22 protein-coding genes and 1 tRNA gene are annotated in these 26,060 nt (G+C 67.4%); 10 read left to right on the top strand and 13 right to left on the bottom strand.

Going from position 1 to position 26,060, the window contains the following annotated elements:
• Positions 1-29 precede the first annotated feature (29 nt).
• The 6 genes from mgtA to VA613_RS06310 form a co-directional block, all read right to left on the bottom strand.
• Positions 30-2,777, bottom strand: coding sequence for a magnesium-translocating P-type ATPase (gene mgtA, locus VA613_RS06335; RefSeq protein WP_324781016.1), 2,748 nt, complete (start codon positions 2,775-2,777; stop codon positions 30-32).
• A gap of 599 nt (positions 2,778-3,376) precedes the next feature.
• Positions 3,377-4,798 (bottom strand): mannose-1-phosphate guanylyltransferase/mannose-6-phosphate isomerase, encoded by a 1,422-nt coding sequence (locus VA613_RS06330; RefSeq protein ID WP_324781015.1) that lies wholly within the window; start codon positions 4,796-4,798, stop codon positions 3,377-3,379.
• Between the two features lie 396 nt (positions 4,799-5,194).
• On the bottom strand, positions 5,195-5,692 hold the full coding sequence (locus tag VA613_RS06325; RefSeq protein ID WP_324781014.1) for a hypothetical protein: 498 nt from the start codon (positions 5,690-5,692) through the stop codon (positions 5,195-5,197).
• A gap of 192 nt (positions 5,693-5,884) precedes the next feature.
• Positions 5,885-8,140, bottom strand: coding sequence for an ATP-dependent Clp protease ATP-binding subunit ClpA (gene clpA, locus VA613_RS06320; protein WP_324781013.1), 2,256 nt, complete (start codon positions 8,138-8,140; stop codon positions 5,885-5,887).
• Positions 8,141-8,449, bottom strand: a complete 309-nt coding sequence (clpS, locus tag VA613_RS06315; protein ID WP_324781012.1) for an ATP-dependent Clp protease adapter ClpS — start codon at positions 8,447-8,449, stop codon at positions 8,141-8,143.
• 424 nt (positions 8,450-8,873) lie between these two features.
• A tRNA-Ser gene (locus VA613_RS06310) sits at positions 8,874-8,963 on the bottom strand.
• Between the two features lie 77 nt (positions 8,964-9,040).
• Between VA613_RS06310 and mltF the strand changes: the two genes are divergently transcribed.
• Positions 9,041-10,459, top strand: a complete 1,419-nt coding sequence (mltF, locus tag VA613_RS06305) for a membrane-bound lytic murein transglycosylase MltF (RefSeq protein ID WP_324781011.1) — start codon at positions 9,041-9,043, stop codon at positions 10,457-10,459.
• A 12-nt stretch (positions 10,460-10,471) separates the two neighbouring features.
• Here mltF and serS read toward each other — a convergent pair whose 3' ends face one another.
• From serS to smc, 4 genes are all read right to left on the bottom strand, one after another.
• Positions 10,472-11,758, bottom strand: a complete 1,287-nt coding sequence (gene serS, locus VA613_RS06300) for a serine--tRNA ligase (protein WP_324781010.1) — start codon at positions 11,756-11,758, stop codon at positions 10,472-10,474.
• 60 nt (positions 11,759-11,818) lie between these two features.
• Positions 11,819-12,151, bottom strand: coding sequence for a type II toxin-antitoxin system RelE/ParE family toxin (locus VA613_RS06295; RefSeq protein WP_324781009.1), 333 nt, complete (start codon positions 12,149-12,151; stop codon positions 11,819-11,821).
• Positions 12,148-12,384: a type II toxin-antitoxin system ParD family antitoxin gene (locus VA613_RS06290; protein ID WP_324781008.1), complete on the bottom strand. Its 237-nt coding sequence runs from the start codon at positions 12,382-12,384 to the stop codon at positions 12,148-12,150. Before VA613_RS06290 ends, VA613_RS06295 begins: the two co-directional genes overlap by 4 nt.
• Before the next feature lie 158 nt (positions 12,385-12,542).
• Positions 12,543-16,043 (bottom strand): chromosome segregation protein SMC, encoded by a 3,501-nt coding sequence (gene smc / locus VA613_RS06285; RefSeq protein WP_324781007.1) that lies wholly within the window; start codon positions 16,041-16,043, stop codon positions 12,543-12,545.
• 92 nt (positions 16,044-16,135) lie between these two features.
• Here smc and queF point away from each other — a divergent pair, with 92 nt between their 5' ends.
• From queF to VA613_RS06270, 3 genes are read left to right on the top strand one after another with little or no spacing between them, the layout of a single operon-like run.
• A complete protein-coding gene (gene queF / locus VA613_RS06280; RefSeq protein WP_324781006.1) occupies positions 16,136-16,555 on the top strand; it encodes a preQ(1) synthase in 420 nt (139 codons plus the stop codon).
• A gap of 4 nt (positions 16,556-16,559) precedes the next feature.
• Positions 16,560-17,846, top strand: coding sequence for an FGGY-family carbohydrate kinase (locus VA613_RS06275; protein ID WP_324781005.1), 1,287 nt, complete (start codon positions 16,560-16,562; stop codon positions 17,844-17,846).
• A gap of 59 nt (positions 17,847-17,905) precedes the next feature.
• Positions 17,906-18,238 carry a cupin domain-containing protein gene (locus VA613_RS06270; RefSeq protein WP_324781004.1) on the top strand — a complete coding sequence of 111 codons (333 nt, stop codon included), beginning with the start codon at positions 17,906-17,908 and terminating at the stop codon, positions 18,236-18,238.
• Between the two features lie 91 nt (positions 18,239-18,329).
• Here VA613_RS06270 and VA613_RS06265 read toward each other — a convergent pair whose 3' ends face one another.
• Positions 18,330-19,073: a ferredoxin--NADP reductase gene (locus VA613_RS06265; RefSeq protein WP_324781003.1), complete on the bottom strand. Its 744-nt coding sequence runs from the start codon at positions 19,071-19,073 to the stop codon at positions 18,330-18,332.
• 221 nt (positions 19,074-19,294) lie between these two features.
• Between VA613_RS06265 and VA613_RS06260 the strand changes: the two genes are divergently transcribed.
• On the top strand, positions 19,295-20,410 hold the full coding sequence (locus VA613_RS06260; protein ID WP_324781002.1) for a tellurite resistance/C4-dicarboxylate transporter family protein: 1,116 nt from the start codon (positions 19,295-19,297) through the stop codon (positions 20,408-20,410).
• Positions 20,411-20,593: 183 nt separating this feature from the next.
• Here the strand turns inward: VA613_RS06260 and VA613_RS06255 are convergent, their stop codons facing one another.
• Positions 20,594-20,986 carry a VOC family protein gene (locus VA613_RS06255; RefSeq protein WP_324781001.1) on the bottom strand — a complete coding sequence of 131 codons (393 nt, stop codon included), beginning with the start codon at positions 20,984-20,986 and terminating at the stop codon, positions 20,594-20,596.
• Positions 20,979-21,884: a DMT family transporter gene (locus VA613_RS06250; RefSeq protein WP_324781000.1), complete on the bottom strand. Its 906-nt coding sequence runs from the start codon at positions 21,882-21,884 to the stop codon at positions 20,979-20,981. Before VA613_RS06250 ends, VA613_RS06255 begins: the two co-directional genes overlap by 8 nt.
• 41 nt (positions 21,885-21,925) lie before the next feature.
• Between VA613_RS06250 and VA613_RS06245 the strand changes: the two genes are divergently transcribed.
• Genes VA613_RS06245 through VA613_RS06225 form a run of 5 tightly spaced genes read left to right on the top strand, consistent with a single transcriptional unit; the run spans position 21,926 to position 25,563 of the window.
• Positions 21,926-23,251 (top strand): pyridoxal phosphate-dependent aminotransferase, encoded by a 1,326-nt coding sequence (locus tag VA613_RS06245; protein ID WP_324780999.1) that lies wholly within the window; start codon positions 21,926-21,928, stop codon positions 23,249-23,251.
• A 45-nt stretch (positions 23,252-23,296) separates the two neighbouring features.
• On the top strand, positions 23,297-24,121 hold the full coding sequence (dapD, locus tag VA613_RS06240; protein ID WP_324780998.1) for a 2,3,4,5-tetrahydropyridine-2,6-dicarboxylate N-succinyltransferase: 825 nt from the start codon (positions 23,297-23,299) through the stop codon (positions 24,119-24,121).
• 31 nt (positions 24,122-24,152) lie between these two features.
• Positions 24,153-24,929, top strand: a complete 777-nt coding sequence (locus VA613_RS06235) for a M48 family metallopeptidase (RefSeq protein ID WP_324780997.1) — start codon at positions 24,153-24,155, stop codon at positions 24,927-24,929.
• A complete protein-coding gene (locus VA613_RS06230; protein ID WP_324780996.1) occupies positions 24,929-25,267 on the top strand; it encodes a DUF4870 family protein in 339 nt (112 codons plus the stop codon). The genes VA613_RS06235 and VA613_RS06230 overlap by 1 nt, the downstream gene beginning before the upstream one ends.
• A gap of 2 nt (positions 25,268-25,269) precedes the next feature.
• On the top strand, positions 25,270-25,563 hold the full coding sequence (locus VA613_RS06225; protein ID WP_324780995.1) for a GIY-YIG nuclease family protein: 294 nt from the start codon (positions 25,270-25,272) through the stop codon (positions 25,561-25,563).
• Positions 25,564-26,060 lie beyond the last annotated feature (497 nt).

The following is a 26,060-nucleotide window of genomic DNA, read 5'->3' as shown; positions in this document are numbered from 1 at the left end:
GCCTGTGTAGGGGTTTGCCCTACACGTTCTCATTGCCACCCGAAGCGCCGGCTATAGAAGCCCTTCATCGCCTGCGTGAGCGCCATGTAGCCCAGCAGGATGCCGGGCAGGAACCCGAAGTACAGCGGGGGCAGCGCCTGCAGCTTGAAGTAGTGGGCGAACGGACCCATCGGAATGAACAGGCCGAGCGCCATGATGAACGCGGTCATCGCCAGCAGCGGCGGCGCTGCACGGCTCTGCAGGAAGGGGATGCGGGGGGTGCGGATCATGTGCACGATCAGCGTCTGCGTCAGCAGGCCCACGACGAACCAGCCGGACTGGAACAGGGTCTGCCGCGCCGGGCTGTCCGCGTGGAACACGAACCACATCAGGGCGAAGGTCAGGATGTCGAAGACCGAGCTCACCGGGCCGAAGAACAGCATGAAGCGCCCGATGTCCCCGGGTTGCCAGCGCTGCGGCTGCCTGAGCTGCTCGGGATCGACGTTGTCGAACGGGATCGCGATCTGCGAGACGTCGTAGAGCAGGTTCTGCACCAGCAGGTGCATCGGCAGCATCGGCAGGAAGGGAATGAAGGCGCTCGCCACCAGCACCGAGAAGACGTTGCCGAAGTTGGAGCTGGCGGTCATCTTGATGTACTTCAGCATGTTCGCGAAGGTGCGGCGTCCCTCCAGCACGCCCTCCTCGAGCACCATCAGGCTCTTCTCCAGCAGGATGATGTCGGCCGCCTCCTTGGCGATGTCGACCGCCGTGTCCACCGAGATGCCGATGTCGGCCGTGCGCAGGGCGGGCGCGTCGTTGATGCCGTCCCCCATGAAGCCGACCACGTGGCCGTTCTGCTTGAGCAGCCGCACGATGCGCTCCTTGTGCCCCGGCGTCAGCCGGGCGAACACGTTGGCGGCCTCGATGGCCCTGCCCAGTTCACTGTCCTCCAGACGTTCGATGTCCGAGCCGAGCAGCACGCCGCGCTGCTCGAGCCCGACTTCGCGGCAGATCTTGGCGGTGACCCGCTCGTTGTCGCCGGTCAGCACCTTCACCGCGATGCCATGCTCCGCCAGTGCCCGCAGTGCGGGCGCGGTGCTCTCCTTGGGTGGGTCGAGGAAGGCGACGTAGCCGACCAGGGTGAGGTCGCGCTCGTCGGCGACGCCGTAGGTTTCGCGGGACGGCGGCCCCTCCTTGACCGCCACGGCCACGACCCGCAGCCCTTCGTCGTTCAGCTCGGTCGTCACGTTGCGGATCCGCGCCAGCACCGCCGCCGTCAGCGGCTCGATGCGGTCGCCGTGGCGGACGGTGGTGCACGCCGCCAGGATCTCCTCGACCGCGCCCTTGCAGATGAGCTCGTGGTGATCCTCGCGTTCGCTGACCACGACGGACATTCGGCGCCGCTCGAAGTCGAACGGGATCTCGTCGACCTTGCGGTAGTTGCTGGCGACGTCGAGCTTGCGCTGGACGTCGACATGCTCCAGCACCGCGACGTCGAGCAGGTTCTTGAGTCCCGTCTGGTAATGGCTGTTGAGGTAGGCGAACTGCAGGACCGCGTCCGATTCGAGGCCCCACACATCGGTGTGCCGCGCAAGGAAGATCCGGTCCTGCGTCAGGGTGCCCGTCTTGTCGGTGCACAGCACGTCCATCGCGCCGAAATTCTGGATCGCGTCGAGCCGCTTGACGATCACCTTCTTGCGCGACAGGAATACCGCCCCCTTGGCGAGCGTCGAGGTGACGATCATCGGCAGCATTTCCGGGGTCAGTCCGACGGCGATCGACAGCGCGAACAGCAGGGCTTCCATCCAGTCGTGCTTGGTGAAGCCGTTGATCAGCAGCACCAGCGGCGCCATCACGAACATGAAGCGGATCAGCAGCCAGCTCACCTTGTTCACGCCGGCCTGGAACGACGTCGGTGCCCGGTCGGTGGCCGTCACCCGGCTCGCCAGCGCGCCGAAATAGGTGCGATTCCCGGTCGCGATGACGACGGCGGTCGCGGCGCCCGACACGACGTTGGTGCCCATGAACAGGATATTGTCGAGTTCGAGGGGATTGAGCGTCGCGGCGACGCGCTGCTCGACGAACTTCTCCACCGGCATCGATTCCCCGGTCATGGCGGCCTGCGACACGAACAGGTCCTTGGCCGCCAGCACCCGGCAGTCGCCAGGGATCATGTCGCCCGCGGACAGCACGATCAGGTCTCCGGGCACGAGCTGGCGAATGGGCAGCTCGAAGCGCCGGCCGGACACCCCCTGCGCCGCGTCGGCGGACGCCGCCCCGCCCGCCTCGGCGCGCCGGATGACGGTGGCAGTGTTGCTGACCATCGCCTTGAGCGCGTCGGCTGCCTTGTTCGACTTCGCCTCCTGCCAGAAACGCAGCAGCGTCGAGAGCACGACCATGGTCGAGATCACCAGCGTGGCCTTCATGTCCTCGGTCAGGTAGGAAATAACGGCGAGCAGCGTCAGCAGCAGGTTGAACGGGTTGCGGTAGCAGTGCCACAGATGGAGCCACCACGGCAGCGGCTTCTCGTGCTCGATCTCGTTCACGCCCACCCGCTCGCGGACGCTTTCGACCTGGGCTTCGGTCAGGCCGTCGGCGCGGCTGTCCAGCTGTCCCAGCAGGGCGGAAGGCGTTTCCCTGGCCGCCGCGACCAGCGTCCTGGCAAGGCTGGCGGGCACCTCGCGGCTGACGCCCGTCTGCGTCAGCGTGTCGAGCAGGGCCAGCCGGTGGAAATGGCGTGCGAGATGGCGGGTCCGCAGGAATCCCGCAAAAACCTCTTTCAACAGCGTGAAGCGCATCGTGTTCCCCTGGGTTGCCCGCGCCCCTGCGCTGTCGCGCGAGGGTTATGCAGGCGAACGTCTGTCAGTGTCGTTCTGCATGGCGTGTGTCGATCCTGTGAGCGGTCCGGGACGTCACCATCGCACGCCCGTGGCGGCGCGCGTGCGCGGGCGCTGCGGCGGCCGGGCGGTGGCGGTGCATGATGCGTGCTGACGAACGATGCTCACGATCCTTCTTCCCTTCTTCATGGGGCGGGATCCCGATCGGCAACTTCCGGCCTCGGCCCCGCGCGTCAATGGACGGCGCAGCGCGATGCCGGTTCCCGTGCCGCTGGCAGCAGGGGCGTTCGGGCCGCCACCCACAGGATGGCGACGCCAGGAGATTCGACGGAAGCCGGCGCGGACGGCCGGCGGAGAGGTTTTCCGCGTCTCGCTTTCGGCGAGACGGCGGCAGGGGGACCTGCGCGTTATCTTGCCGAGGGCTTGCCGGCTGCACGCGCCGGCCGACTACCGTCACTCGAACAAGTGCCCACGTGGGGTCTCCGCAGTTGATCAGGCGCGCAAGTCTACCCGGCACGCCATGCCGCGTAAACCCGTGCGCCGAAGAAGGGCGCGCGGCCTCAGCTGCGCTTGTAGACGTCCTCGAGGCGGACGATGTCGTCCTCGCCGAGGTAGGTGCCCGACTGCACCTCGATCATGTGCAGGTCGATCTTGCCGGGGTTCTCGAGCCGGTGGGTCGTGCCGAGGGGGATGTAGGTCGACTGGTTCTCGCTCAGCAGTTCGACCTCGCCGTCGCGCGTCACGCGTGCCGTGCCGGAGACGACGATCCAGTGCTCGGCGCGGTGGTGGTGCATCTGCAGGCTGAGCTTCTCGCCCGGCTTGACCATGATGCGCTTGACCTGGAAGCGCTCGCCCTCGTCGATGCCCTCGTACCAGCCCCAGGGGCGGTAGACCTGCTTGTGGACGAGGTGCTCGCAGCGCTTCTCGGCCTTGAGGCGGTCGACCAGCTTCTTCACGTCCTGCACCTGGTCCTTCTTCGCGACCAGGACGACGTCGGCGGTCTCGACCACCACCAGGTCCTCCACCCCGAGCAGCGCCACCATGCGGCCCTCGGCGCGGACGAAGTTGTTGCGGGCGTTTTCCAGCATGACGTCGCCGCGGATCGCGTTGCCCTGCTCGTCCTTGGAGGCCACCTCCCACAGCGCCGACCAGGCGCCGATGTCGTTCCAGGCGATGTCGGCCGGCACGACGGCGGCGCGGCGGGTGCGTTCCATGACGGCGTAGTCGACCGATTCCGACGGACAGGCCTCGAACGCGGGCGGGTCGAGCCGTACGAAGTCGAGGTCGAGCGTGGCGGCGTCCAGCGCCGCGCGGCTGGCCCCGAGGATGTCCGGCCGCAGTGCCTTCAGTTCGTCCAGGAAATCCGAGGCGCGGAACAGGAACATGCCGCTGTTCCAGAAGTATTCGCCCGATTCGACGTATCGCCCGGCGGTCGCGAGGTCGGGCTTCTCGACGAAGGCGGCGACTTCGTGGGCGCCGGCCACGCCGGCAAGCGCGGCCCCCTTGCGGATGTAGCCGTAACCTGTCTCCGGCGTCGCGGCGACGATGCCGAAAGTGGCGAGGTGGCCGCCCTGCGCGGCCTGCGCCGCGGTGCGAATGGCGGCATGGAAGGCTGCCACGTCGCCGATCAGGTGGTCCGCCGGCAATACCAGCATCAGGGCGTCGGGGTCGTCGCGCGACAGCATCAGGGCGGCCACCGCGATCGCCGGCGCGGTGTTGCGCCCGACCGGCTCCAGCACGATCGCCCGCGCCTGCGTGTCGATCTGGCGCATCTGTTCGGCGATCATGAAGCGGTGCTCGACATTGCAGACCATCAGGGGCGGCGCCATTTCCGGCATGTCTGCCAATCGGCCGACAGTGTCCTGGAGCAGGCTGCGGTCGCTGGCGAGGGGCAGCAACTGCTTCGGGAGCGCTGCGCGGGACAGCGGCCACAGGCGGGTGCCCGAGCCTCCGGAAAGAACGACGGGGTGGATGGCGGTCATGTCGAATGCTCTTGTCTGGTTATTTTGTACGAGCAGGGCAAATTCCGTTCCCGACGTCCGCGTTCACCAGGGCCGGCCGGCGCGCCGCGCGCTCGCGTCGGCTATGGTGCGGGATTCCCGGCCTTTGGGCAAGCGCGCGAAAACGCGATTGCGGGGCCCTAAAGAAACCGGCGCGTGCGCCGCTAATTCAAAATAACTGGGATGGATTGGGTCAATCTGCCGATGGCAGTGGTTGCGATTTGGCCTATATTCAAACCATGCTTGTTTCCCTTGTAGATATCCCGGTAGGGACTCGTCCCTAGGCGCTCCTCCTCCTGCCATCCGGGTTTTTCACGGCGCCCTTCCGGCGCCGTTTTTGTTGCCTCTTCCCCGGGGCAGGCTGCCCCGGGGGACCTGCTATTCGGTAAACGCCTTCGGACCCGCCGACGCACGCGCCTTCCGCAGTGCCTCGGCCGCGCGGGCCTTGGCACTCTGGCGGTCATCCGCGAACGCCCGCGGTGCAGACGATGCACGCGCCGCCTGCAAGGCCTCGGCGGCACGGGCGCGCGCCTCCTGCTCCTTCTGCGCCTCCAGCTGCTTGGCACGCAGGGCCGCCTGGCGCTGCCGCTCGGCCTCCGCCGCGGCCTCGCGGCGGGCGCGCTCCTGCGCCGCGAGCTGGGCCTCGCGCTGCTGCTTTTCCTTGAGGGCCTGCTGGCGCGCCAGTTCCTCCTGGCGCCGGCGTTCCGCCTCCTGTGCCTTCTCGGCCTCGAGGCGCGCCCGCGCCTGCTTCAGGTCTTCACGCATTTTTTCGCCGGTTTGCCGGATGCGTTCGCTGACCGAAGTCAGGTCGTCGCCCGAAAGCGCCGGCTTCGCCTCCTGGGCGCCGGCCGCAACGGCACTTCCGCAAAGGGACAAGCTACAGACCGCAGCCACGACAGCGCGCCGCGATGCGAGGGGAAATTTCATGGGTGATCCTCCGTCCAGTTCACGAGGGACAGGCGCACCGCCGTCCGGCGCCGCAACGTGCGTCCGGCCGGGATGCGTCTATCTCTGGAACGGCTTACGACCACCCATGCGGAAACTTGATGGGTAATTGGTGCGAAGGCGCTAGGCGGCGACGGTTTCCTCGAACTCCAGGCAGACCTTGCCGTCGGCATCGACGTCGATCGTGACGCGCCCGCCGTTGGCGAGACGGCCGAACAGCAGTTCGTCGGCCAGCGCCTTGCGGATCGTATCCTGGATCAGGCGTGCCATCGGGCGAGCGCCCATCTGCGGATCGAATCCATGCCGGGCGAGATAGTCCTTGAGCGCGTCGGTGAACACCGCCTCGACCTTCTTCTCGTGGAGCTGCTCCTCGAGCTGCATCAGGAACTTGTCGACCACCTGCAGGATCACCGGCTCGGTCAGCGACGCGAACGGGATGATCGCGTCGAGCCGGTTGCGGAATTCCGGCGTGAACATGCGCTTGATCTCGCCCATCTCGTCGCCCGCCTCGCGGCTGCTCGAGAAGCCGATCGCCGCCTTGTTCAGCACCTCGGCACCCGCGTTGGTCGTCATGATCAGCACGACATTGCGAAAGTCCGCCTTGCGGCCGTTGGTGTCGGTCAGCGTGCCGTGGTCCATGACCTGCAGCAGCACGTTGAAGATGTCCGGATGCGCCTTCTCGATTTCGTCCAGCAGAACAACGGCATACGGATGCTTGTTGATCGCTTCGGTGAGCAGGCCGCCCTGGTCGAAGCCGACGTAGCCGGGCGGCGCGCCGATCAGGCGCGAGACCGCATGGCGCTCCATGTACTCCGACATGTCGAAGCGGATCAGCTCGACGCCCAATACGTAGGCCAGCTGCCGCGCGACCTCGGTCTTGCCGACGCCGGTGGGGCCGGAGAAGAGGAAGTTGCCGATCGGCTTCTGAGGGTTGCCGAGCCCGCTGCGCGACATCTTGATCGCGGTCGACAGGGCATCGATCGCCGCATCCTGGCCGTAGACCACGGCCTTGAGGTCGCGGTCGAGCGTCTTCAGCGAGTTCTTGTCGTCGGCCGAAACGGTCTTGGGCGGGATGCGCGCGATCTTGGCGATGATGTCCTCGATCTCCTTCGGCGTGATCACGCGCTTCTGCTTCGACTTCGGCAGGATGCGCTGCGCGGCCCCCGCCTCGTCGATGACGTCGATGGCCTTGTCTGGGAGATGCCGGTCATTGATGTAGCGCGCCGACAGCTGCGCGGCGGTGCTGAGCGCCGCGGCGGTGTACTTCACGCCATGATGGTCCTCGAAGCGCGATTTCAGCCCGCGCAGGATCGCCACGGTCTCGTTGACCGAGGGCTCGGGCACGTCGACCTTCTGGAACCGCCGCGACAAGGCGTGATCCTTCTCGAAGATGCCGCGGTATTCGGTGTAGGTGGTCGCCCCGATGCAGCGCAGCTGGCCGGAGGACAGCGCCGGCTTCAAGAGGTTGGAGGCATCGAGCGTGCCGCCCGAGGCCGCGCCGGCGCCGATCAGCGTGTGGATCTCGTCGATGAAGAGGATCGCCTTGGGATTGTCGGACAGCTGCTTCAGCACCCCCTTCAGGCGCTGCTCGAAGTCGCCGCGGTACTTGGTGCCCGCCAGCAGCGCGCCCATGTCCAGCGCGTAGACCGTGCTCTGCGCGAGGATGTCGGGCACCGACGATTCGACGATGCGGCGCGCCAGCCCCTCGGCGATCGCGGTCTTGCCGACGCCGGCCTCGCCCACCAGCAGCGGATTGTTCTTGCGGCGGCGGCACAGGGTCTGGATGACCCGCTCGAGCTCCTGGTCGCGTCCGATCAGCGGGTCGATCTTGCCCGCCAGCGCCTGGGAATTGAGGTTCTGCGCGAAGCTGTCGAGCGGCGAGCTGGCCGGCGCTTCGGCGCTGGTTTCGCTGGGTTCTTCGGGGCGCGGCGCGGGCTCGCTCTGCGGCGTCTTGGTGATGCCGTGGGAGATGTAGTTGACGATGTCGAGCCGCGTGACGCCCTGCTGGGTCAGGAAATACACCGCGTGCGAATCCTTCTCGCCGAACACCGCGACCAGCACGTTGGCGCCGGTCACTTCCTTCTTGCCGGAGGACTGCACGTGCAGGATGGCGCGCTGGATCACGCGCTGGAAGCCGAGCGTCGGCTGGGTGTCGACTTCGCCCTCGCCCCCCACCTTGGGGGTGTGCTCCTCGATGAACTTGCCGAGCTGCTCGCGCATCGCGTCGATGTTGGCGCCACAGGCGCGCAGCACCTCGGCGGCGGAGGGGTTGTCCAGCATCGCCATCAGCAGGTGCTCGACCGAAATGAATTCGTGGCGCTTCTGCCGCGCGTCCATGAACGCCATGTGCAGCGTGACTTCGAGTTCCTGGGCGATCATCTAACTTTCCTCCATCGTACATTGCAGCGGGTGCTGGTGCTGCCGCGCGAAATCCACAACCTGCTCGACCTTCGTATGCGCGATATCCCTCGGGTAGACCCCGCACACCCCTACGCCCTCAGTATGCACTTTGAGCATGATCTGTGTCGCCCGTTCTTGGTCGATGCCAAAAAACTTCCTGAGCACATGCACGACGAACTCCATCGGCGTGTAGTCGTCATTGAGCAGCAGCACCTTGTACAAGGGCGGAGGCTTGACCTTCGCCGCGGACGGTTCCAGTAGGGTAGTACCTTCTCGCTTGGTTGCCATAGCTCGAATAAACCTGAATTACTGGCCTTATTTTGATGTCATGGGGGGAATTTTCAAGCCCGCAGGAAGTAGGGCCAAAGCCCCCTGCAACGCCCTGCCCGATGCCGCCCCCCCTCGCCCCGAAGCCCATCCGCCGGCCTGCCGAACCGTGCCCCTCCGTCGCAACCTGCTTTTTCCATCCTAGGTGAATTTGGATCGCCCGGCGCGGGCACCGTGCGGCGAAGGCCGCGTGGTCGACTCCGAGGCGGCCCCCGATGCACGGAGTCCGGTCCGCCGGACTGCCGATCTGTCCGGGGCTCGGCGAAGCCTGTTGCGGCATGCTCCCGGCGTGCCGCGGCCGACGGCTTCCGCGGCGCGCCAAAAGCGGGGCGCACAAAACAAAAAACCCGCCAAGCGGACAGCTGAGCGGGTTTCCTGGTGACCGTGGCGGAGAGGGTGGGATTCGAACCCACGGTAGGCTTGCACCTACGCCTGATTTCGAGTCAGGTACATTCGACCACTCTGCCACCTCTCCGGCGGCGCGTATTGTAACCGAGTCGGCCGCTTTGCGCGCTGCTGGACGAAAATTTCGCGCTCGGTCAGACTGTGCTCATGCCCCGCCTGACAAAAAAAATGGGACGAATCGGGAGACAAGCGGCCGCACTGCTGCTGGCCGCGGCATTGGCGGCATGCAGCCGCCCGCTTCCGCCGCCCGAGGCCACCGGCGAGCTGCAGGTCGGCACGCGCAACAGCCCGGCCACCTATTACATCGCTCGCAACGGCGAAGCGGCCGGCTTCGAACACGATCTGCTCGAGGCGTTCGCCCGTTCGCAGAACTGGAAGCTCGAGTGGACCGAGAAGCCGAACCCCGACGCGCTGTTCAGCCTGCTCAAGGCCCAACGCATCCACCTCGCGGCCGCGGCCCTGCCGCAGGCCGTGGTCAAGGATCACCACCTGATCGCCGGGCCGGTCCTGTTCGAGACGCCGGTTCACGTCGTCTACCGCACCGGCGACGCGGCGCCGCGCACGGTCGCGGACCTGGTCGGCAGGAAAGTCGCGCTGATCGTCGGCTCGGGGCATAGCCCGATGCTGATGCGCCTGAAGCGGAAGTATCCGAAGCTCAGCTGGGCGGCGCTCGAGAACGTCTGGCCGGACGAACTCCTGGACCAGCTGCAGGCCGGCAAGTACGACGCGGTGATCGTCAACGGCATGGACTTCGATCCCATGCGCACCTTCTATCCGGATCTGGCGGTGGCATTCGACCTTCCCGACGTGCAGAAGATCGTCTGGGCGCTGCCGACCCGCAGTTCCCTGGTGCTGCGCAACGCGCTGGCGCGCTTCATCGAGCAGGCGAACCGGGACGGCACCATCCGGCGCACCTACGAGCGCTATTTCGGCCACGTGAAGCGGCTCGACAACAGCGACATCCTCGGCATCATGCAGCTGCGCCCGGAGCGCCTGCCCACCTTGCGCCGCTACTTCCAGGAGGCGCAGACGCTGACCGGCATCGACTGGCGGCTGCTGGCCGCGATCGGCTACCAGGAATCGAAGTGGGACCGTTTCGCAACCTCGCCGACCGGCGTGCGCGGGCTCATGATGCTGACCGCCGAGACGGCCGACCGCATGGGCATCACCGATCGCCTCAACGCCCGCCAGAGCATCGTCGGCGGCGCCCGCTACCTGGCGCTGCTGAAGGACGCGCTGCCCGAGCGCATCTCCGAGCCGGACCGCACCTGGCTCGCGCTGGCGGCCTACAACCAGGGTCAGGGCCACCTCGAGGACGCGCGCCGCATCGCCCAGGCGCGTGGCGGCAATCCCGACAGCTGGGCCGACGTCAAGCAGGCCCTCCCGTACCTGGGGCGGGGCAGCTATGCGCGGGTGATGAAATATGGCTATGCGCGCGGGGCGGAGGCGCTGATCTTCGCGGAGAACATCCGCAACTACTACGACATCCTGCTGCGTCTGGAACCCGACTACAACCCGCTGCTCAACCTGGGCGCCGGCGAGGATGATGCCCTGCCCCCGGGCTGAGCGACGCGCCCGTCAGCGCGCCGGCTCGAGCACCTCGACGCCGCCCATGTAGGGCACCAGCACGGCCGGGATCGCCACGCTGCCGTCGGCGCGCTGGTAGTTCTCCAGGATCGCCACCAGCGTGCGCCCCACCGCCAGTCCCGAGCCGTTGAGCGTGTGCAGCAGCTCCGGCTTGCCCTGGGCGTTGCGGGTGCGGGCCTGCATGCGGCGCGCCTGGAAGGCCTCGAAGTTGGAGCAGGAGGAGATCTCGCGGTAGGTGTCCTGCGCCGGTAGCCAGACTTCGAGGTCGTAGGTCTTGGCCGACGAGAACCCCATGTCGCCGGTGCACAGCAGCATCTTGCGGTATGGCAGGCCGAGCTTCTGCAGGATCGCCTCGGCGTTCGCCGTCAGGCCTTCCAGCGCAGCATAGGAATCCTCCGGCTTCACCATCTGCACCAGTTCGACCTTGTCGAACTGGTGCTGGCGGATCATGCCGCGCGTGTCGCGGCCGTAGGAGCCGGCCTCGGAGCGGAAGCACGGCGTGTGCGCGACGAACTTCAGTGGCAGCGCCTCGGGTGCGACGATCTCGTCGCGCACGAGATTGGTCACCGGCACCTCGGCGGTGGGGATCAGGTAGAGCCGGTCGGCGTCGCTGCGCGGCACATGAAACAGATCTTCCTCGAACTTCGGCAGCTGGCCGGTGCCGCGCATCGAATCGGCGTTGACCAGGTACGGCACGTACACTTCCGTATAGCCGTGCTCGCGGGTGTGGACGTCGAGCATGAACTGCGCGAGCGCACGGTGCAGGCGCGCAAGCCCGCCCTTCATGACGGTGAAGCGGCTGCCGGTGATCTTCACCGCCGCCGCGAAGTCGAGCTGGCCCAGGCCCTCGCCGAGGTCGACGTGGTCGCGCACCGGGAAGTCGAATGCCTTGGGCGTGCCCCAGCGGCTGACCTCGACGTTGGCGGTCTCGTCCTTGCCGACGGCGACCGACTCGTGCGGCAGGTTCGGCACGCCCATGAGGAAATCGTTGAGTTCGCCCTGCAGTTCGGACAAGCGCGCTTCCAGCCGCTTCAGCTCGTCGCCTAGCCCCGCCACCTCGGCCATCACCGCCGTGGTGTCCTCGCCCTTGCCCTTCATCATGCCGATCTGCTTTGACAGGGTGTTGCGGCGGCTCTGTGCGTCCTGGGTGCGGGTCTGGATCGTCTTGCGCTCGGCCTCGAGCGCCTCGAAGCGCGCCGTATCGAAAACAAAACCGCGCGCGGCCAGGCGCTCGGCGACAAGCGCTGCGTCCTTGCGCAGCAACGGGATATCAAGCATGGGAGATCACACGCATTACGTAAAAAACAGGATTGTCCCTGATCGTGCCGGGCATTTCCATCAAATGCCGCTCGATTCGTCCAGCAGCCACGCCGGAATATCCCGCTGACCATGCAGCACCCGCCACACATCGATGTGATCGGCGCGCTCGACGTAGAAAACCCGATACGGGTAATTTTTCAGCGGCCAGCTTCGCAGCCCGGGGAGATTCAGTTCGAGCGCGTATCGCGTCGAACCCGTGGCCGGGTGGCGGGCAATGTGCGAATAAGCCCGTTCGAGCGCATCGACCAGACCGAGTGCCGCCTGCGCCGCGTCCTCATTCAGATACCAGGCGATGGCCTCGTCCACATCCCGGTTGGCAAGTGCACGCGGGATGACGGGCTTTGCATTCACCCGCCGTGTCCGCCGGCGCGGCGGCGCAAACGGTCGAAATACGCGGCGTCTGCCGGGCCGGCCGGTGCGGAGGCCGCACCTTCAAGCAGCAGGCCACGCAGATGCTGGCGCTCCTGGTCCTTGCGGATCAGTTCGCGTACGTATTCGCTGCTGGTGCCGTAGCCACGCTGCGATACCTGTTCGTCGACGAATGTCTTGAGCGAGTCAGGCAGGGAAATATTCATCGTGCTCATGGCTTGATGCTAGGCAGTTTGGCAAATTTTGGCAAGAAGCCGTGAGCAACAATCTTGTGCCGTTCATTCCGCCTTCTCCCAACATTGTTTAATGCTGCGGCGTATGAATAGGCTCCGGCACAAAGAGTAGCCAGCGTGCCAAGAGATCTATCGCGTGCTCAGGCCGCCTCGACCATCCCCGCCGCCTCTTCCACGTCCACCGCGACGATGCGCGACACGCCCTGCTCCTGCATGGTGACGCCGGCCAGGTGCTGCGCCATCTCCATGGTGACGCGGTTGTGGGTGATGAACAGGAACTGGGTCTGGTCCGACATCGCCTTGACGAGATTGCAGTAGCGCTCGGTGTTGGCGTCGTCGAGCGGCGCGTCGACCTCGTCGAGCAGGCAGAACGGCGCCGGGTTGAGCTTGAACATCGCGAACACCAGCGACAGCGCGGTCAACGTCTTCTCGCCGCCCGACAGCAGGTGGATCGACGCGTTCTTCTTGCCCGGCGGCTGGGCGAACACCTGCACGCCGGCGTCGAGCAGTTCCTCGCCGGTGAGGATCAGCTTCGCCTGGCCGCCGCCGAAGAGCTGCGGGAAGAGCTCGCCCATGTGCCGGTTGACGGTGTCGAAGGTGTCCTTGAGCCGTGCGCGCGACTCCTGGTCGATGCGGCGGATCGCGTCCTCCAGCGTGGTGACGGCTTCCAGCAGGTCGGCGCACTGCGCGGCGAGATACTCGGCGCGCGCCTTCGCCTGGGTGAGCTCTTCCAGCGCGGCGAGGTTGACCGCGCCGAGCCCGGCGATCTCGTTCTGCAGCCGGTTGATCTCCGCCTGCAGCTGGGAAGGCCTAGGGCTGTCGGCCAGCCCCGATTCGAGGCTCGCCTCGTCGGCTGCCGCCTCGCGCAGCTGCAGTTCGAACTGCGCCTGCATCAGCATGGCTTCCTGGTCCTTGAGCTTGAGCTGCTCGATGGTGCGGCGCAGCGGGTCGAGACCCTGCTCGCACGCCAGCCGCGCCTCGTCGTGGCTGCGCAGCTGGGCGCTCAGGCCTTCGAGCGCGTCGCGCGCGGCGGCGAGCGCGGCTTCGCATTCGGTGCGCGTCGCCAGCGCCGCCTGCAGCTCGGCGTCGAGCGCATCCGCCGGCAGGCGCGCGAGCTCGTCGCGCGCCTCGATGAGCCGCGCCGCGTCTTCGTCGATCTCCTGCTCGATGCGCGCCAGCGTCTCGGACAGTTCGCGGATCTTGTTGGTACAGGTGGTCAGCGCGAAGCCGGCTTCCTGATGGCGGCGCTCGGCGGCGCGCTGCAGTTCGCGTGCCTCGAAGACGGCGCGGTCGGCCTGGTCGCGCTGCTGGCGGGCGGCGTAGAGGGCCTCGCGCGCGGTCTCTTCCTGCCCGCGATATTCCTTCAGGCGCGCCTCCAGCGCCTCGACCTCGGCGCGCGCGCCCTCCAGCTGGGCCGCGACTTCCTCGAGTTCCTGGGCGATCTGCGCGGCGCGACTCTGCACGCGTTCGAGCGCCTGCTGCAGGCGCAGCAGCTCCATCTGCGCCGTATGGTGGCGGCCCTGCATCTGGCCGGTCTGCGCGCGCAGCGCCTGGATCTCGCGCTGGCGGTCGCCGTATCCGGCGTGCGCTTCGTTGTAGGCGGCCTCGTGCTGCGCCGCCTCGTCGCGCAGCCGCACGGCGTCGTCGGCGAGCCGGTCGAGCTCGCGGCCGCGCGCGAGGATGCCCTCGACCGCGGTATGCGGGCCATGGAAGGTGACGCTGTGCGGCGTGAAGACGTGGCCCTGCGGGGTGACGACGCATTCCCCCGAAAGGAGCGTCGAAGCGCGCGCGCGTGCGGCGCCGGCATCGTCGGCCCAGTACACGCCGGCCAGCCAGTCGGCCAGCGCGGCCTGCGCGGCGAGGTCGTCGGTGCGGACCTTGCTGGCGAGCGTTTCGGCAGGCGCCTCCGCGGCGGCGACACCCTGTGCCGCCCAGACGGTCAGCCGCGCCGGCGGCGCCTCGGCGAACCAGTCCGCCTGCGCGTCCGCCGCGACCGCCTGCAGCCGCTCGCGCAGCACCGCCTCGACCGCGGCCTCCCAGCCCGGCGCGACGCCGAGCTTTTCCCATAGCCGCGCGGCGTGCTGCAGGTTGCGGCGCGACAGCCAGGCACCCAGCTTCTCGTCGGCCTTGAGGCTTTCCTGCAGCTTCTGCAGCGCGGCGAGTTCGGCCTCGGTCTGGTGCAGCGCCTTGCGCGCGGTCTCGAGCTCGCGCATGTGCCCGGCTCGCGCGGCGTCGAGCTCGGGCAGCGCGGTCTCCGCTTCCCTGAGCCGCGCCTGCGCGATCTCCAGGGTCTGCGCCAGCGCCTCGACGTCGACCTGCTTCTGGGCCAGTCCGCCGGCATCGGGGCGCGGCAGCTGCGCCTGCTCCTGCTCGAGCCGGCGATGGCGGGCCTCCAGCTGTTCGATCTGCCGGCGCGTGTGGCCGAGGCTGTTCTCGTCGACCTGGCGCGCCTGGTCGAGTTGCGACACCGCGCGCTGCGCCTCGCCGACCGCCTGCTGCGCGGCGCGCAGGGCGGATTCCTTCTCGGGCAGCGTGCTGTCGGTGGCCTCGCGGGCCGCCGCCTCGGCTTCCATCAGCGCGGCCTCGAGTGCGGGCTGCTGCGCCGTGACTTCCTCGAGTGTCTCCGCGGTGGCGGTGCGGCGGGCCTGCTGCGCCTCGACCCGCGCGCCGAGATCGTGCACCTGGCGATGGAGCCGCTCGCGGGTGGCGTTCTGGTGCGCCATCGTCTGCTCGATGCGGGCGACCTCGGACTGCGCCTGGTAGTACGCAGCCTGCACGGCGTTGAGCGTGTCCTGACCGGCGAACTGGCTCTGGCGCGCGGCTTCGAGTTCGGCTTCGATGTGGCGCAGGCGCGCCGTCTCGGCGTCCAGCTTCGTCTGGGCTTCGGTGAGGTCGCGGTCGATGCGCGCGCGCTGCTGCGCCGCGTCGTGCTTCTTCGCGTACCACAGCCGGTGCTGCGCGTAGGTCAGGTCGGCCTGCAGCTGCTTGTAATGCTGGGCGACCTCGGCCTGGGCGGTGAGCTTCTCGACCTGGCCCGTCAGCTCGCGCTGGATGTCCTCGACGCGGTTGAGGTTGTCGCGCGCGTCCTTGAGGCGCGCCTCGGTCTCCTTGCGGCGCTCCTTGTACTTGGAGACCCCGGCCGCCTCTTCCAGGTAGCCGCGCAGTTCCTCGGGCTTGGCCTCGATCAGCTTGGTGATCATGCCCTGCTCGATGATGGCGTAGGCGCGCGCACCGACGCCGGTGCCGAGGAAGAGGTCGGCGACGTCGCGCCGCCGCACCCGCATGTTGTTGATGTAGTAGGTCGACTCGCCGCTGCGGTCGAGCACGCGCTTGACCGAGATCTCGCCGTACTGCGACCACTGGCCGGCGGCGCGGCCGAGCTCGTTGTTGAAGGCCAGTTCGACCGAGGCGCGCGAGGCCGGCTTGCGCGTGCCGGAGCCGTTGAAGATCACGTCCTGCATGGTCTCGCCGCGCAGGTGCTTGGCCGACGATTCGCCGAGCACCCAGCGCACCGCGTCGATCACGTTGGACTTGCCGCAGCCGTTCGGGCCCACCACGCCGGTCAGCTGCGCGGGCACGGGTATCACGGTGGGATCGACGAAGCTCTTGAAGCCGGCGAGTTTGATGTGGGTCAGACGCAAGACGATGCAACCTTCGCTTTTATAATGTATGTCTCCCGACGTCCCCACGGGGACGCCCTGTTTCAGCCCGCCATTCTACACCGAGCCTTTTCATGCCCTCCACGCCCTCCAAGACCCTCGAGACCTTCCCCAACCCGAAGCCGGGACGCGACTTTCACATCCACATGGAAGTCCCTGAATTCACGTGTCTTTGCCCCAAGACCGGTCAGCCCGATTTCGCTACGCTGATCCTCGACTACATCCCCGACCAGGCCTGCGTCGAGCTGAAGAGCCTCAAGCTCTACATGTGGAGCTTCCGCGACGAGGGCCATTTCCACGAGGACGTCACCAACCGCATCCTCGACGACCTGGTGGCGGCGACCCAGCCGCGCTACATGCGGCTCACCGCCAAGTTCTACGTGCGCGGCGGCATCTTCACCAACGTCGTCGCCGAGCACCGCAAGGAAGGCTGGCAGCCGGCGCCGCGCGTCGACCTCATGCAGTTCGAGCATCAGTCGAATACACGCGGATAAGCCATTGTACTTTCTCGGAATAGACTTCGGCACCAGCGGCGCGCGCGCCTGCGTCATCGACGCCGCCGGCACCATCGTCGCCGAGGATGCGCGCGACTTCGGCGAACTCGCCGAGCACGAGCGCGCCGGCATCTGGCGCGAGGCCCTGTGGGACCTCGTCGCCACGCTGCCGGCGCCGATCCGCACCCAGCTCTCGGACATCGCGCTCGACGGCACTTCCGGCACCGTGCTCGCGTGCGACGAGGAACTGTCGCCACGCCATCCGCCGCTGCTCTACAACGACGACCGCGCCGTCGACGAGGCGGCCCTGATCGCCAGGACTGCGACGCCCGGCCATCCGGCCGCCGCCGTCACCTCGGGGCTGGCGAAGATGCTGTGGCTGAAGAAGCGGCTCGGCCTCACCGGCGCCCGCCTCTACCTCAACCAGGCCGACTGGCTGTCAGGGCTGCTGACCGGCCGGGTCGGCATGAGCGACTACCACAACGCCCTCAAGCTGGGGCTCGACCTCGACACCCTGAAGTGGCCGGCCTGGGTCGAGTACCTCGCCGACATCGACTACCTGCCGGTGCCGATCGCGCCCGGCGCACGCCTCGCCACGGTGTCGCGCCCGCGCGCGCGCTATCTCGGCGTCTATCCCGGCTGCATGGTGCACGCCGGCACCACCGATTCGATCGCCGCCTTCCTCGCCGCGGGTGTTTCGGGCAGCGGCGACGCGGTCACCTCGCTCGGCAGCACGCTGGTGCTGAAGCTGCTGTCCGACACGCGGGTGGAATCGGTCGAGCACGGCGTCTACTCGCACTGGTTCGGCGACCGCTGGCTCGCGGGCGGCGCGTCCAACGCCGGCGGCGCGGTGCTGCGGCAGTTCTTCGACGACCGCCAGCTGGCCGTGCTGTCCGAGCGCATCGACCCGGCGGTCGCCAGCCCGCTCGATTACGTCCCGCTGCCGAAGGCCGGCGAGCGCTTCCCGGTCAACGATCCCGCGCTGGCGCCCCGCCTCGTGCCGCGCCCGGCCGACGACGCCGAATTCCTGCACGGCCTGCTGGAAAGCCTCGCGCGCATCGAGACCCGGGGCTACCGCCTGCTCGCCGAGCTCGGTGCGACGCCGGTGCGCCGGATCGAAACCGCGGGTGGCGGCGCGCAAAACCCCGCCTGGATGCGTATTCGCCAGCGTCTGCTGGGGATTCCGGTCGCGCGCGCCACGCACACGCAAGCCGCCTACGGTGCCGCCCTGCTGGCGCGCGACGGCCTGCAAACCTTCGCCTCCCCTGCGACCCGGGGCCAAGGGCTATAGTCAGGACCATGCATCAAGCCTGAATCCGGACATCTTCGTTATTCCGGCAAGGAGCGTTCATGGCCATGACCCACGCAGCATCCGGCGAGCTGATCGACGTCCGCCCACTTGGCCCGGCATTGCGCCAGGCGCGTTCGAGCACGCTGGTCAGGGCCGATCACCTCGAAGTCTTCCGGTTCGTACTGATCGCCGGGACGGCCGCCCCGGATCACAAGGCGTCGGGCGCCCTCACCCTTCAATGCCTGGAAGGCGCCGTGGAACTCGATGCCCACGGACGAACGCAGATCCTCCGCGCAGGAGACATGGTCTACCTTGCCGACGCCGAGCCGCACGCCGTCAGGGCACTGGAGGACGCCTCCCTGCTCGTCACGGTCCTGCTGCGACGCGCATGATCCCATGACGGTCGCGATGCTCAACCGGGCGCCAATCGATGGGGCGCTGCCCAGGGCGCGCGCCTGACGCTCATGCGGGCCGCCGACACCCTCAGTGATATTTTTCCATGCTGACATGACCGGGCTCGCGCCGGCGATGCCGCTTCAACCCGCGTTTTTCCAGGCTGGCCAGGGTGTCCTGCAGCATGCCGGCATTTCCGCATAGCATCACGTGGGCAAGCGCCGGGGTCAGAGCCAGGCCCGTTTCCCGCTCCAGTGCGCCGCTTTCGATGCTGGCGGGAATCCGCTGACCTAGAGGGCCGTCGCCGGGTTCTCGGGTGACGAACGGAACATACTGGAATTGCACGGGGTGGCGCTGCTGTATTTCCTGGATGGTCTCCTGGTAACTCAGCTCGTCCCGTGTGCGAACCGAATGACCCAGCACGACTTTTTCAAACCGCGACCAGGGCGCCGCGGTCTTAAGGATGGAGAGGAAAGGACCGATCGCGGTACCCGTGGCGAGGAGCCAGAGGTGTCGGGCGTCGGGAATTTCATCCAGGGTGAGGAATCCAGTGGGCGCGGGCACGACCCAGAAGCGTTCTCCTGGCTGAAGCTGGGCCAGACGGGGCGAAAGCGGGCCTTCGCGAACGACGTTGAAATAGATCTCGTGCGGCCTCTCGTCGGGCGCATTGACCATGGAATACGGGCGCCCGATGCGTTCGCCGGCAATGTCCATCCCCGCGCGAATGAACTGGCCCGCATTGAAAGGGGCCAGCTCGGCCTCGAAACGCAGCGAAATCAGTGCATCGTTCCAGCGTATGCGTTCGACTACGGTTGCCTCGACCCACTCGCTCATCGTCTGCTCCTCGAAGGCAATACGGGATCTATATGGGGGGCACGGGCCTGCATTCAACCCGCCTCCCGGCAGGGCATGCGTGCCGCGAACCGGCGTTGCGCCGACCCGCCCGACCGCCATGCATCCACCTGCGCGTGCGGATGCCGCGTGGATGGCCTCGCCGCCCGAGAACGGTGCGCTATGCTACGGAGCTACGCGGGACGACGCCCGTCGCGGAGGCCATGAGCACAAGACCCGACCCACGCGGTCCATCAGCCCGACGCGAGTCGCGGGGCCGGCGCTCGCTCGCCGAGCTGGCCGGCATGTCGCCCGCCTATTTCGGCATGGTCATGGCGACGGGCGTCGTCTCGCTCGCCGCTCACTTCCTGGCCATGCCGCGCGTCGCGCACGCGCTGTTCCACCTCAACGTCGTCGTCTATGCCGCGCTGTGCGCGCTGACCGTGCTGCGCATGGTTCGCCATACCCGCCCGTTCTTCAGCGACATGCTCGATCACCTGCGCGGCCCCGGGTTTTTCACCACGGTCGCCGCAACCGGCATTCTCGGCAACCAGTTCGTCGTGCTCTCGGCGGACTACCGCACCGGCATCGTGCTGTGGGGCGTGGCGATCGTGCTCTGGATTGCGCTGACCTACACGATCTTCGCGGGCTTCACCGTCAAGGACCATAAGCCGACCCTCGACAAGGGAATCAACGGCGCCTGGCTGCTCGCCGTCGTGGCGACCCAGTCGATCGCGGCGCTCGGTGCACTGCTCGCTGCCCACGTCGATCAGCCCGGGAAGCTGGAGATGAACTTCCTCGTGCTCTCGATGTGGCTGTGGGGCGGCATGCTGTACATCTGGATGATGTCGCTCATCTTCTACCGTTACACCTTCTTCGGGCTTGCCCCCGGCGACCTGACGCCGCCGTACTGGATCAACATGGGCGCCATGGCCATTTCGACCCTCGCGGGATCGCTGCTCATGATCAACGTGTCCGGCGCCCCCTTCCTCGACTCGCTGTTGCCGTTCATCAAGGCGTTCACGGTCTTCTACTGGGCGACCGGCACCTGGTGGATTCCCATGCTGCTGATACTCGCCCTGTGGCGCCACGTGTACAAGCGCTTCCCGATGAAATACGACCCGCTTTACTGGGGCGCCGTTTTTCCGCTCGGCATGTATGCGCTCGGCACCGACCGGATGCGCCAGGCGATGGGATTCGACTTCCTCGGATTCCTGCCGCCGGCCTTTCTTTACATCGCGCTTGCCGCGTGGACGGCGACATTTGCCGGATTCATCCTGGGGCTGCTGCGCCGCGTGCGTTCGCTCACATCCCAGGGAGCGTCCGATCCGCCCCGATGAACGCCAGGATATTCATGTCCGGGTGCAAGCAGCGACTCGGCGGGTGCGCAGCACCTGGGGCGGGAGCGCGAAGCCTGGCCCGGCTAGCGGATTTCGACGAACTCCAGGGTGTTCATGTCCGGGTGCAAGCGGCGACTCGGCGGGTGCGAAGCACCGGGGGCGGGAGCGCGAAGCCTGGCCCGGCTAGCGGATTTCGACGAACTCCAGGGTGTTCATGTCAGGGTCACGGCAGAACAAGGCTGCGCGGCCGGACTGGCTGGCGGTGTACGTCACCCCTGCCGCGTCGAGCCGGCTCTTCAGCCCGGCCATCTCCTTCACCCCCAGCGCGATGTGGCGGTCGCGGCCGCCGTGCGCCGGGCGCGCAATGCCCGCGTCCGGGTTGGGCAGGCACATCAGGTGCAGCTGCTGGCCGCCGCCGAGCTCGTACCACGCGCCGGCATACGGCAGCTCGGGGCGCGGACAGGGCTTGAGCCCGAGCACCGACTCGTAGAAGCCTCGGGCGCGCGCCAGGTCGGACACCAGCAGGCCGGCGTGCAGCAGGCCGTTGATCTGCCCTGAAGGAAGTGAATCAGGCATGGGCTGTTTTCTCCTCGTGTTGAGCGTTTTCCATGTGTCCCGAAAACAGGCTGGCGGTGACGATCATGGCCGCGCCGGCCCATTCCTGGGCGCTCATGCGCTCGTCGGACAGGAAATAGGCGGCAATCGCCGCGACCACCAGTTCGAACAGGAAGATGACGATGGCCTGGTTGGCCGGCACGCGCGCCAGGCCGTACTGCACGGCATAGGTCATGCTGCCGATGACGGCCCCGACGCCGACCAGCAGCAGCCACGCGTGCGCGGAAGCCGCGCCCAGGAAATCGAGCTCGGCCGGACGCCAGGCGAGACCGGCGGCGGTCCAGACGACCACGCCGCCCCACACCGCCACCGCCTTGGCGCTCTCCGCGACGCCGTCGAGATGGCGGCTGATGACGTTGCTCGCGGCGAACATCACGCCCGCCGACAGCGCCAGCCATTCGGCGCGGCTGGCCGGCAGCGGCCAGTCGCCGGGCTGCCACAGCATGACCAGCGCGCCGCCGGCCGCCAGCGCCATCACCGCCCAGCCGGCGCGGTTGAGCTGCTCGCCCAGCAGGATGCGCGCGAACAGCACGGTCCACAGCGGCGACAGGTAGAACAGCAGCAGCACCCGCACGACCTCGCCTTCGAGCACCGCCAGCACGTAGGCGAGATTGGTCCAGCCCGCCGCGAGGGCCAGCGCCGCGAGCCAGGCCCCGCGGCCGCGCGCGGCGCGCAGCGCCCGTCCGTGCGCCCAGCCGAGCGCCAGCAGCGGCACGGCGTAGGTGACGAGGCTGGAGGCGATGCCGCCGACGCCGGCCTCGCTCAACAGGCGGTAGGGATACCACACCAGCCCCCACATCGAGGCGGCGTAGACAAGGCTGGCGACGGCGAGCGTGCGCCGCAGGGGAATCGACGGCATGGGGCTTTATAATGCGTGGCTGCGTTAAATTTCGACCTGCAATGAACCCGCGTCTCGACCTCCTCCATCCCTACCCGTTCCAGAAGCTGCGCGAGCTCTTCGCGGGCGTGACGCCGAATCCCGGGCTGTCGCCGATCAACCTGTCGATCGGCGAACCCAAGCACCCGACGCCGCAGTTCATCAAGGATGCGCTGGTCGCGGGGCTCGACGGGCTGGCGAATTATCCCATCACTCAGGGCACCGATGCGCTGCGCCAGGCCATCGCCGCCTGGGCGGGCCGGCGCTATGGCGTGAAACTCGACCCGGCGACCGAAGTGCTGCCGGTGAACGGCTCGCGCGAGGCGCTGTTCGCGTTCGCCCAGGCGAGCGTCGACTCGACCCGCCACGGCCGCCGCACCGTCATCTCGCCCAACCCGTTCTACCAGATCTACGAGGGCGCGGCGCTGCTGGCCGGCGCCCGCCTGTTCTTCCTCAACACCGTCCCCGAGAACGGCTTCCGCATGGAGTGGTCGCGCGTGCCGGAAGACCTGTGGGAGCAGATCAACCTGGTCTACGTCTGCTCGCCCGGCAACCCCACCGGCAAGGTCATGTCGCTCGACGACTGGAAGGAAGTGTTCGAGCTGTCCGACCGCCACGGCTTCGTCATCGCGGCCGACGAATGCTATTCGGAGATCTATTTCCCTCTCCCCCGCCCTCTCCCGCAGGCGGGAGAGGGGGCGAAGGCGATGGCCGACCCGACCGCTTCGCGCCCTCTCCCCGACCCTCTCCCGCAGGCGGGAGAGGGGGCGAGCGTGATGCCCACACCGATTGACGAAGGCACGCCGCCGCTCGGCGCGCTGACCGCCTCGCAGCAGCTCGGCCGCGGCTTCCGGAACCTCGTCGTGTTCAACTCGCTGTCGAAGCGCTCCAACGTCCCCGGCCTGCGCTCGGGCATGGTCGCCGGCGACGCCGAGGTGATGAAGAAATTCCTGCTCTACCGCACCTACCACGGCAGCGCGATGAGCCCGGCGGTGCAGGCCGCGAGCATCGCGGCGTGGAACGACGAGGCGCACGTCGTCGAGAACCGCCGCCAGTACGCGGCGAAGTTCGCCGCCGTGATGCCGATGCTCAAGGACGTGCTGTCCTTCGACGCGCCGGACGCCGCCTTCTACCTGTGGGCGCGCGTGCCGGGCGGCGACGACGCCGCGTTCGCGCGCGGCCTCTACGAGCAGGAGCACGTCACCGTGCTGCCCGGCAGCTTCCTCGCGCGCGACGCCGGCATGGCCAACCCCGGCAAGGGCTACATCCGCATCGCGCTGGTCGACCACCTCGACGCCTGCGTCGAGGCGGCCGGCCGCATCGTCCGTTTCGCGGGCAAGGCCGCATAAGGTCCGCCCCTCATTCGATTCAACCTTCAACAACAGGAAAACGCCATGCAAGACCTGCAGAAAATCATCGAAGACGCCTTCGAGCGCCGTGCCGAACTCAACCCGCGCAACGCCCCGGCACAGGTCAAGGACGCCGTCATGGCCGTGATCGACCTGCTCGACATGGGCCAGCTGCGCGTCGCCGAGCGCGTGCAAGGCCAGGAATGGAAAACCAACCAGTGGGTCAAGAAGGCCGTGCTGCTGTCGTTCCGCCTCGAGGACAACGCCTTCATCAAGGGCGGCTACACCAACTACTACGACAAGGTGCCGTCGAAGTTCGCCGACTTCAACTCCAAGGACTTCCGCGAAGGCGGCTTCCGCGTCGTGCCGCCGGCTGCCGCGCGCAAGGGCTCGTACATCGCGAAGAACGTCGTGCTGATGCCCTCCTACGTCAACATCGGCGCCTACGTCGACGAAGGCGCCATGGTCGACACCTGGGCCACCGTCGGCTCCTGCGCGCAGATCGGCAAGAACGTGCACCTTTCGGGCGGCGTCGGCATCGGCGGCGTCCTCGAGCCGGTGCAGGCCAACCCCACCATCATCGGCGACAACTGCTTCATCGGCGCCCGCTCCGAGGTCGTCGAGGGTGTCATCGTCGAGGACAACTGCGTGATCTCGATGGGCGTCTACATCGGCCAGAGCACCAAGATCTACGACCGCGAGACCGGCGAGGTCCACTACGGCCGCGTGCCCGCCGGGTCGGTCGTGGTGTCCGGCAACCTGCCCTCCAAGGACGGCAAGTACAGCCTCTACTGCGCCGTCATCGTGAAGAAGGTCGACGAGAAGACGCTGTCCAAGGTCGGTATCAACGAACTGCTGCGCGGGATCTGAACCCGGTGCCGTCTCGCCACGAGGAGCTGCCATGAAAACCCGACTGCTGCTGACCGCCCTGCTCGCCGCCACTCTGGCAGCGTGCCAGACCAACCCCGTGTCGGGCCGCAAGCAACTGGTGCTGGTCTCCGAGGAACAGGCGCAGGCCTCGTCCGCGCAGGCCTACGCGCAGACCGTCAACGAGGCGCAGCAGAAGGGCAAGCTCAGCACCGACGCCGCACTCAACGCGCGCGTCAAGCGCATCACCGACCGCCTGATCGTGCAGGCGGAGAACATGTACCCGCCCAGCCGCAGCTGGAAGTGGTCGGTCACGGTGATCGACGAGCCGACGCTCAACGCCTGGTGCATGCCCGGCGGCAAGATGGCGATCTACACCGGCATCGTCCGCAAGCTGAACCTCTCCGACGACGAGATCGCGCAGATCATGGGCCACGAGATCTCGCACGCCATCCTCGGCCACGGCCGCGAGCGCATGTCGCGCGCGATCGCCACGCAGGGCGGGCTCGAGCTCGGCTCCATCCTCGCCGGGCGCGACCTCACCGTGCTGGCGCCGGTGGCCGACATCGCGCTGACGCTGCCGAACAGCCGTGAAGCCGAAAGCGAGGCCGACCGCTACGGCATCGAACTCGCCGCCCGCGCGGGCTACAACCCGCACGCCGCGATCAGCCTGTGGGAGAAGATGAGCCAGGCCAACGGCAACGGCCCGCCGCAGTTCCTCAGCACCCACCCGTCGCCGAGCAACCGCATGCAGGCGCTGAACGCGCTGGTGCCGAAAATGATGCCGCTCTACGAAAAGGCGCGTAACTGATGAATGCTCCCGCCGACGACAAGCTCGCGAGCCTGAAGACGCTCGCCACCGTCATCTACGCGCTCTACGCGCTGTCGCTGTTCGCCGGCATCACCGCGATCGTGGCAATCGTGCTCGGCTACATCAAGCGCGACGACGCCCGCGGCACCTGGCTGGAAAGCCACTTCAGCTGGCAGATCCGCACCTTCTGGTGGAGCGTCGTGTGGTTCGTGCTCGGCGCGCTGACCTGGATCATCCTGGTCGGCTGGGTCGTGCTCGGCGTCGCCTGCGTCTGGTTCATCTACCGCATCGCCAAGGGCTGGCTCAACCTCAACGAGAACAAGCCGATGCCGCTGTAGGCGTGACGTTCTGGGTTTATCTCCTGCGCTGCGCGGATGGTTCCTACTACGCAGGCCATACCGACGATCTGGAAAGGCGCGTCGGCGAACACATGACGGGGGCATGCGGCGGCTACACTGCGACGCGCTTGCCCGTTGACCTCGTGTGGAGCCAGGAATGCCCAACGCGCATCGAAGCACTGACATTCGAACGGCAGATCAAGGGTTGGAGTCGCGCCAAGAAAGAGGCGCTGGTGCGCGGAGATTGGGCGGAGATTTCGCGGCTGGCGAAGTGCAGATCCAAGAAGGAGATTTGAGCGTTGCCAAAATGTGGTTCGATCGTTCGACAAGCTCACGATCACCACGAACGGAACAGCGGCCAGCACCAAGTAGCAACGTCCGCAAGCGATCAACTCCCGGCCCGTTCGCCCTGAGCCCTTCGACGTCGCTCAGGACAGGCCTGTCGAAGCCCGCCGTGAGCCTGTCGAATCGGGGCTGCGCCGCTACAGGTCCCGGTGAACTGACCTGTGGTTCGACAAGCTCACCACGAACGGAACAGCGGCCAGTACCAAGTAGCAACGCCCATAAGCAATCAACTCCCAGCCCGTTCGCCCTGAGCCCTTCGACGTCGCTGAGGACAGGCCTGTCGAAGCCCGCCGTGAGCCTGTCGAATCGGGGCTGCGCTGTTACAGGCCCTGGTGAACTGACCTGTGGTTCGACAAGCTCACCACGAACGGAACAGCGGCCAGTAGCAAGCAGCAACGCCCGTAAGTAATCAACTCCCAGCCCGTTTGCCCTGAGCCTGTCGAAGGGC

It is taken from the genome of Thiobacillus sp. SCUT-2, assembly GCF_035621355.1.
Classification (GTDB): domain Bacteria; phylum Pseudomonadota; class Gammaproteobacteria; order Burkholderiales; family Thiobacillaceae; genus Thiobacillus; species Thiobacillus sedimenti.
The sequence above is the reverse complement of the archived record's forward strand: the minus strand, read 5'-3'. Positions and strand labels throughout refer to the sequence as shown.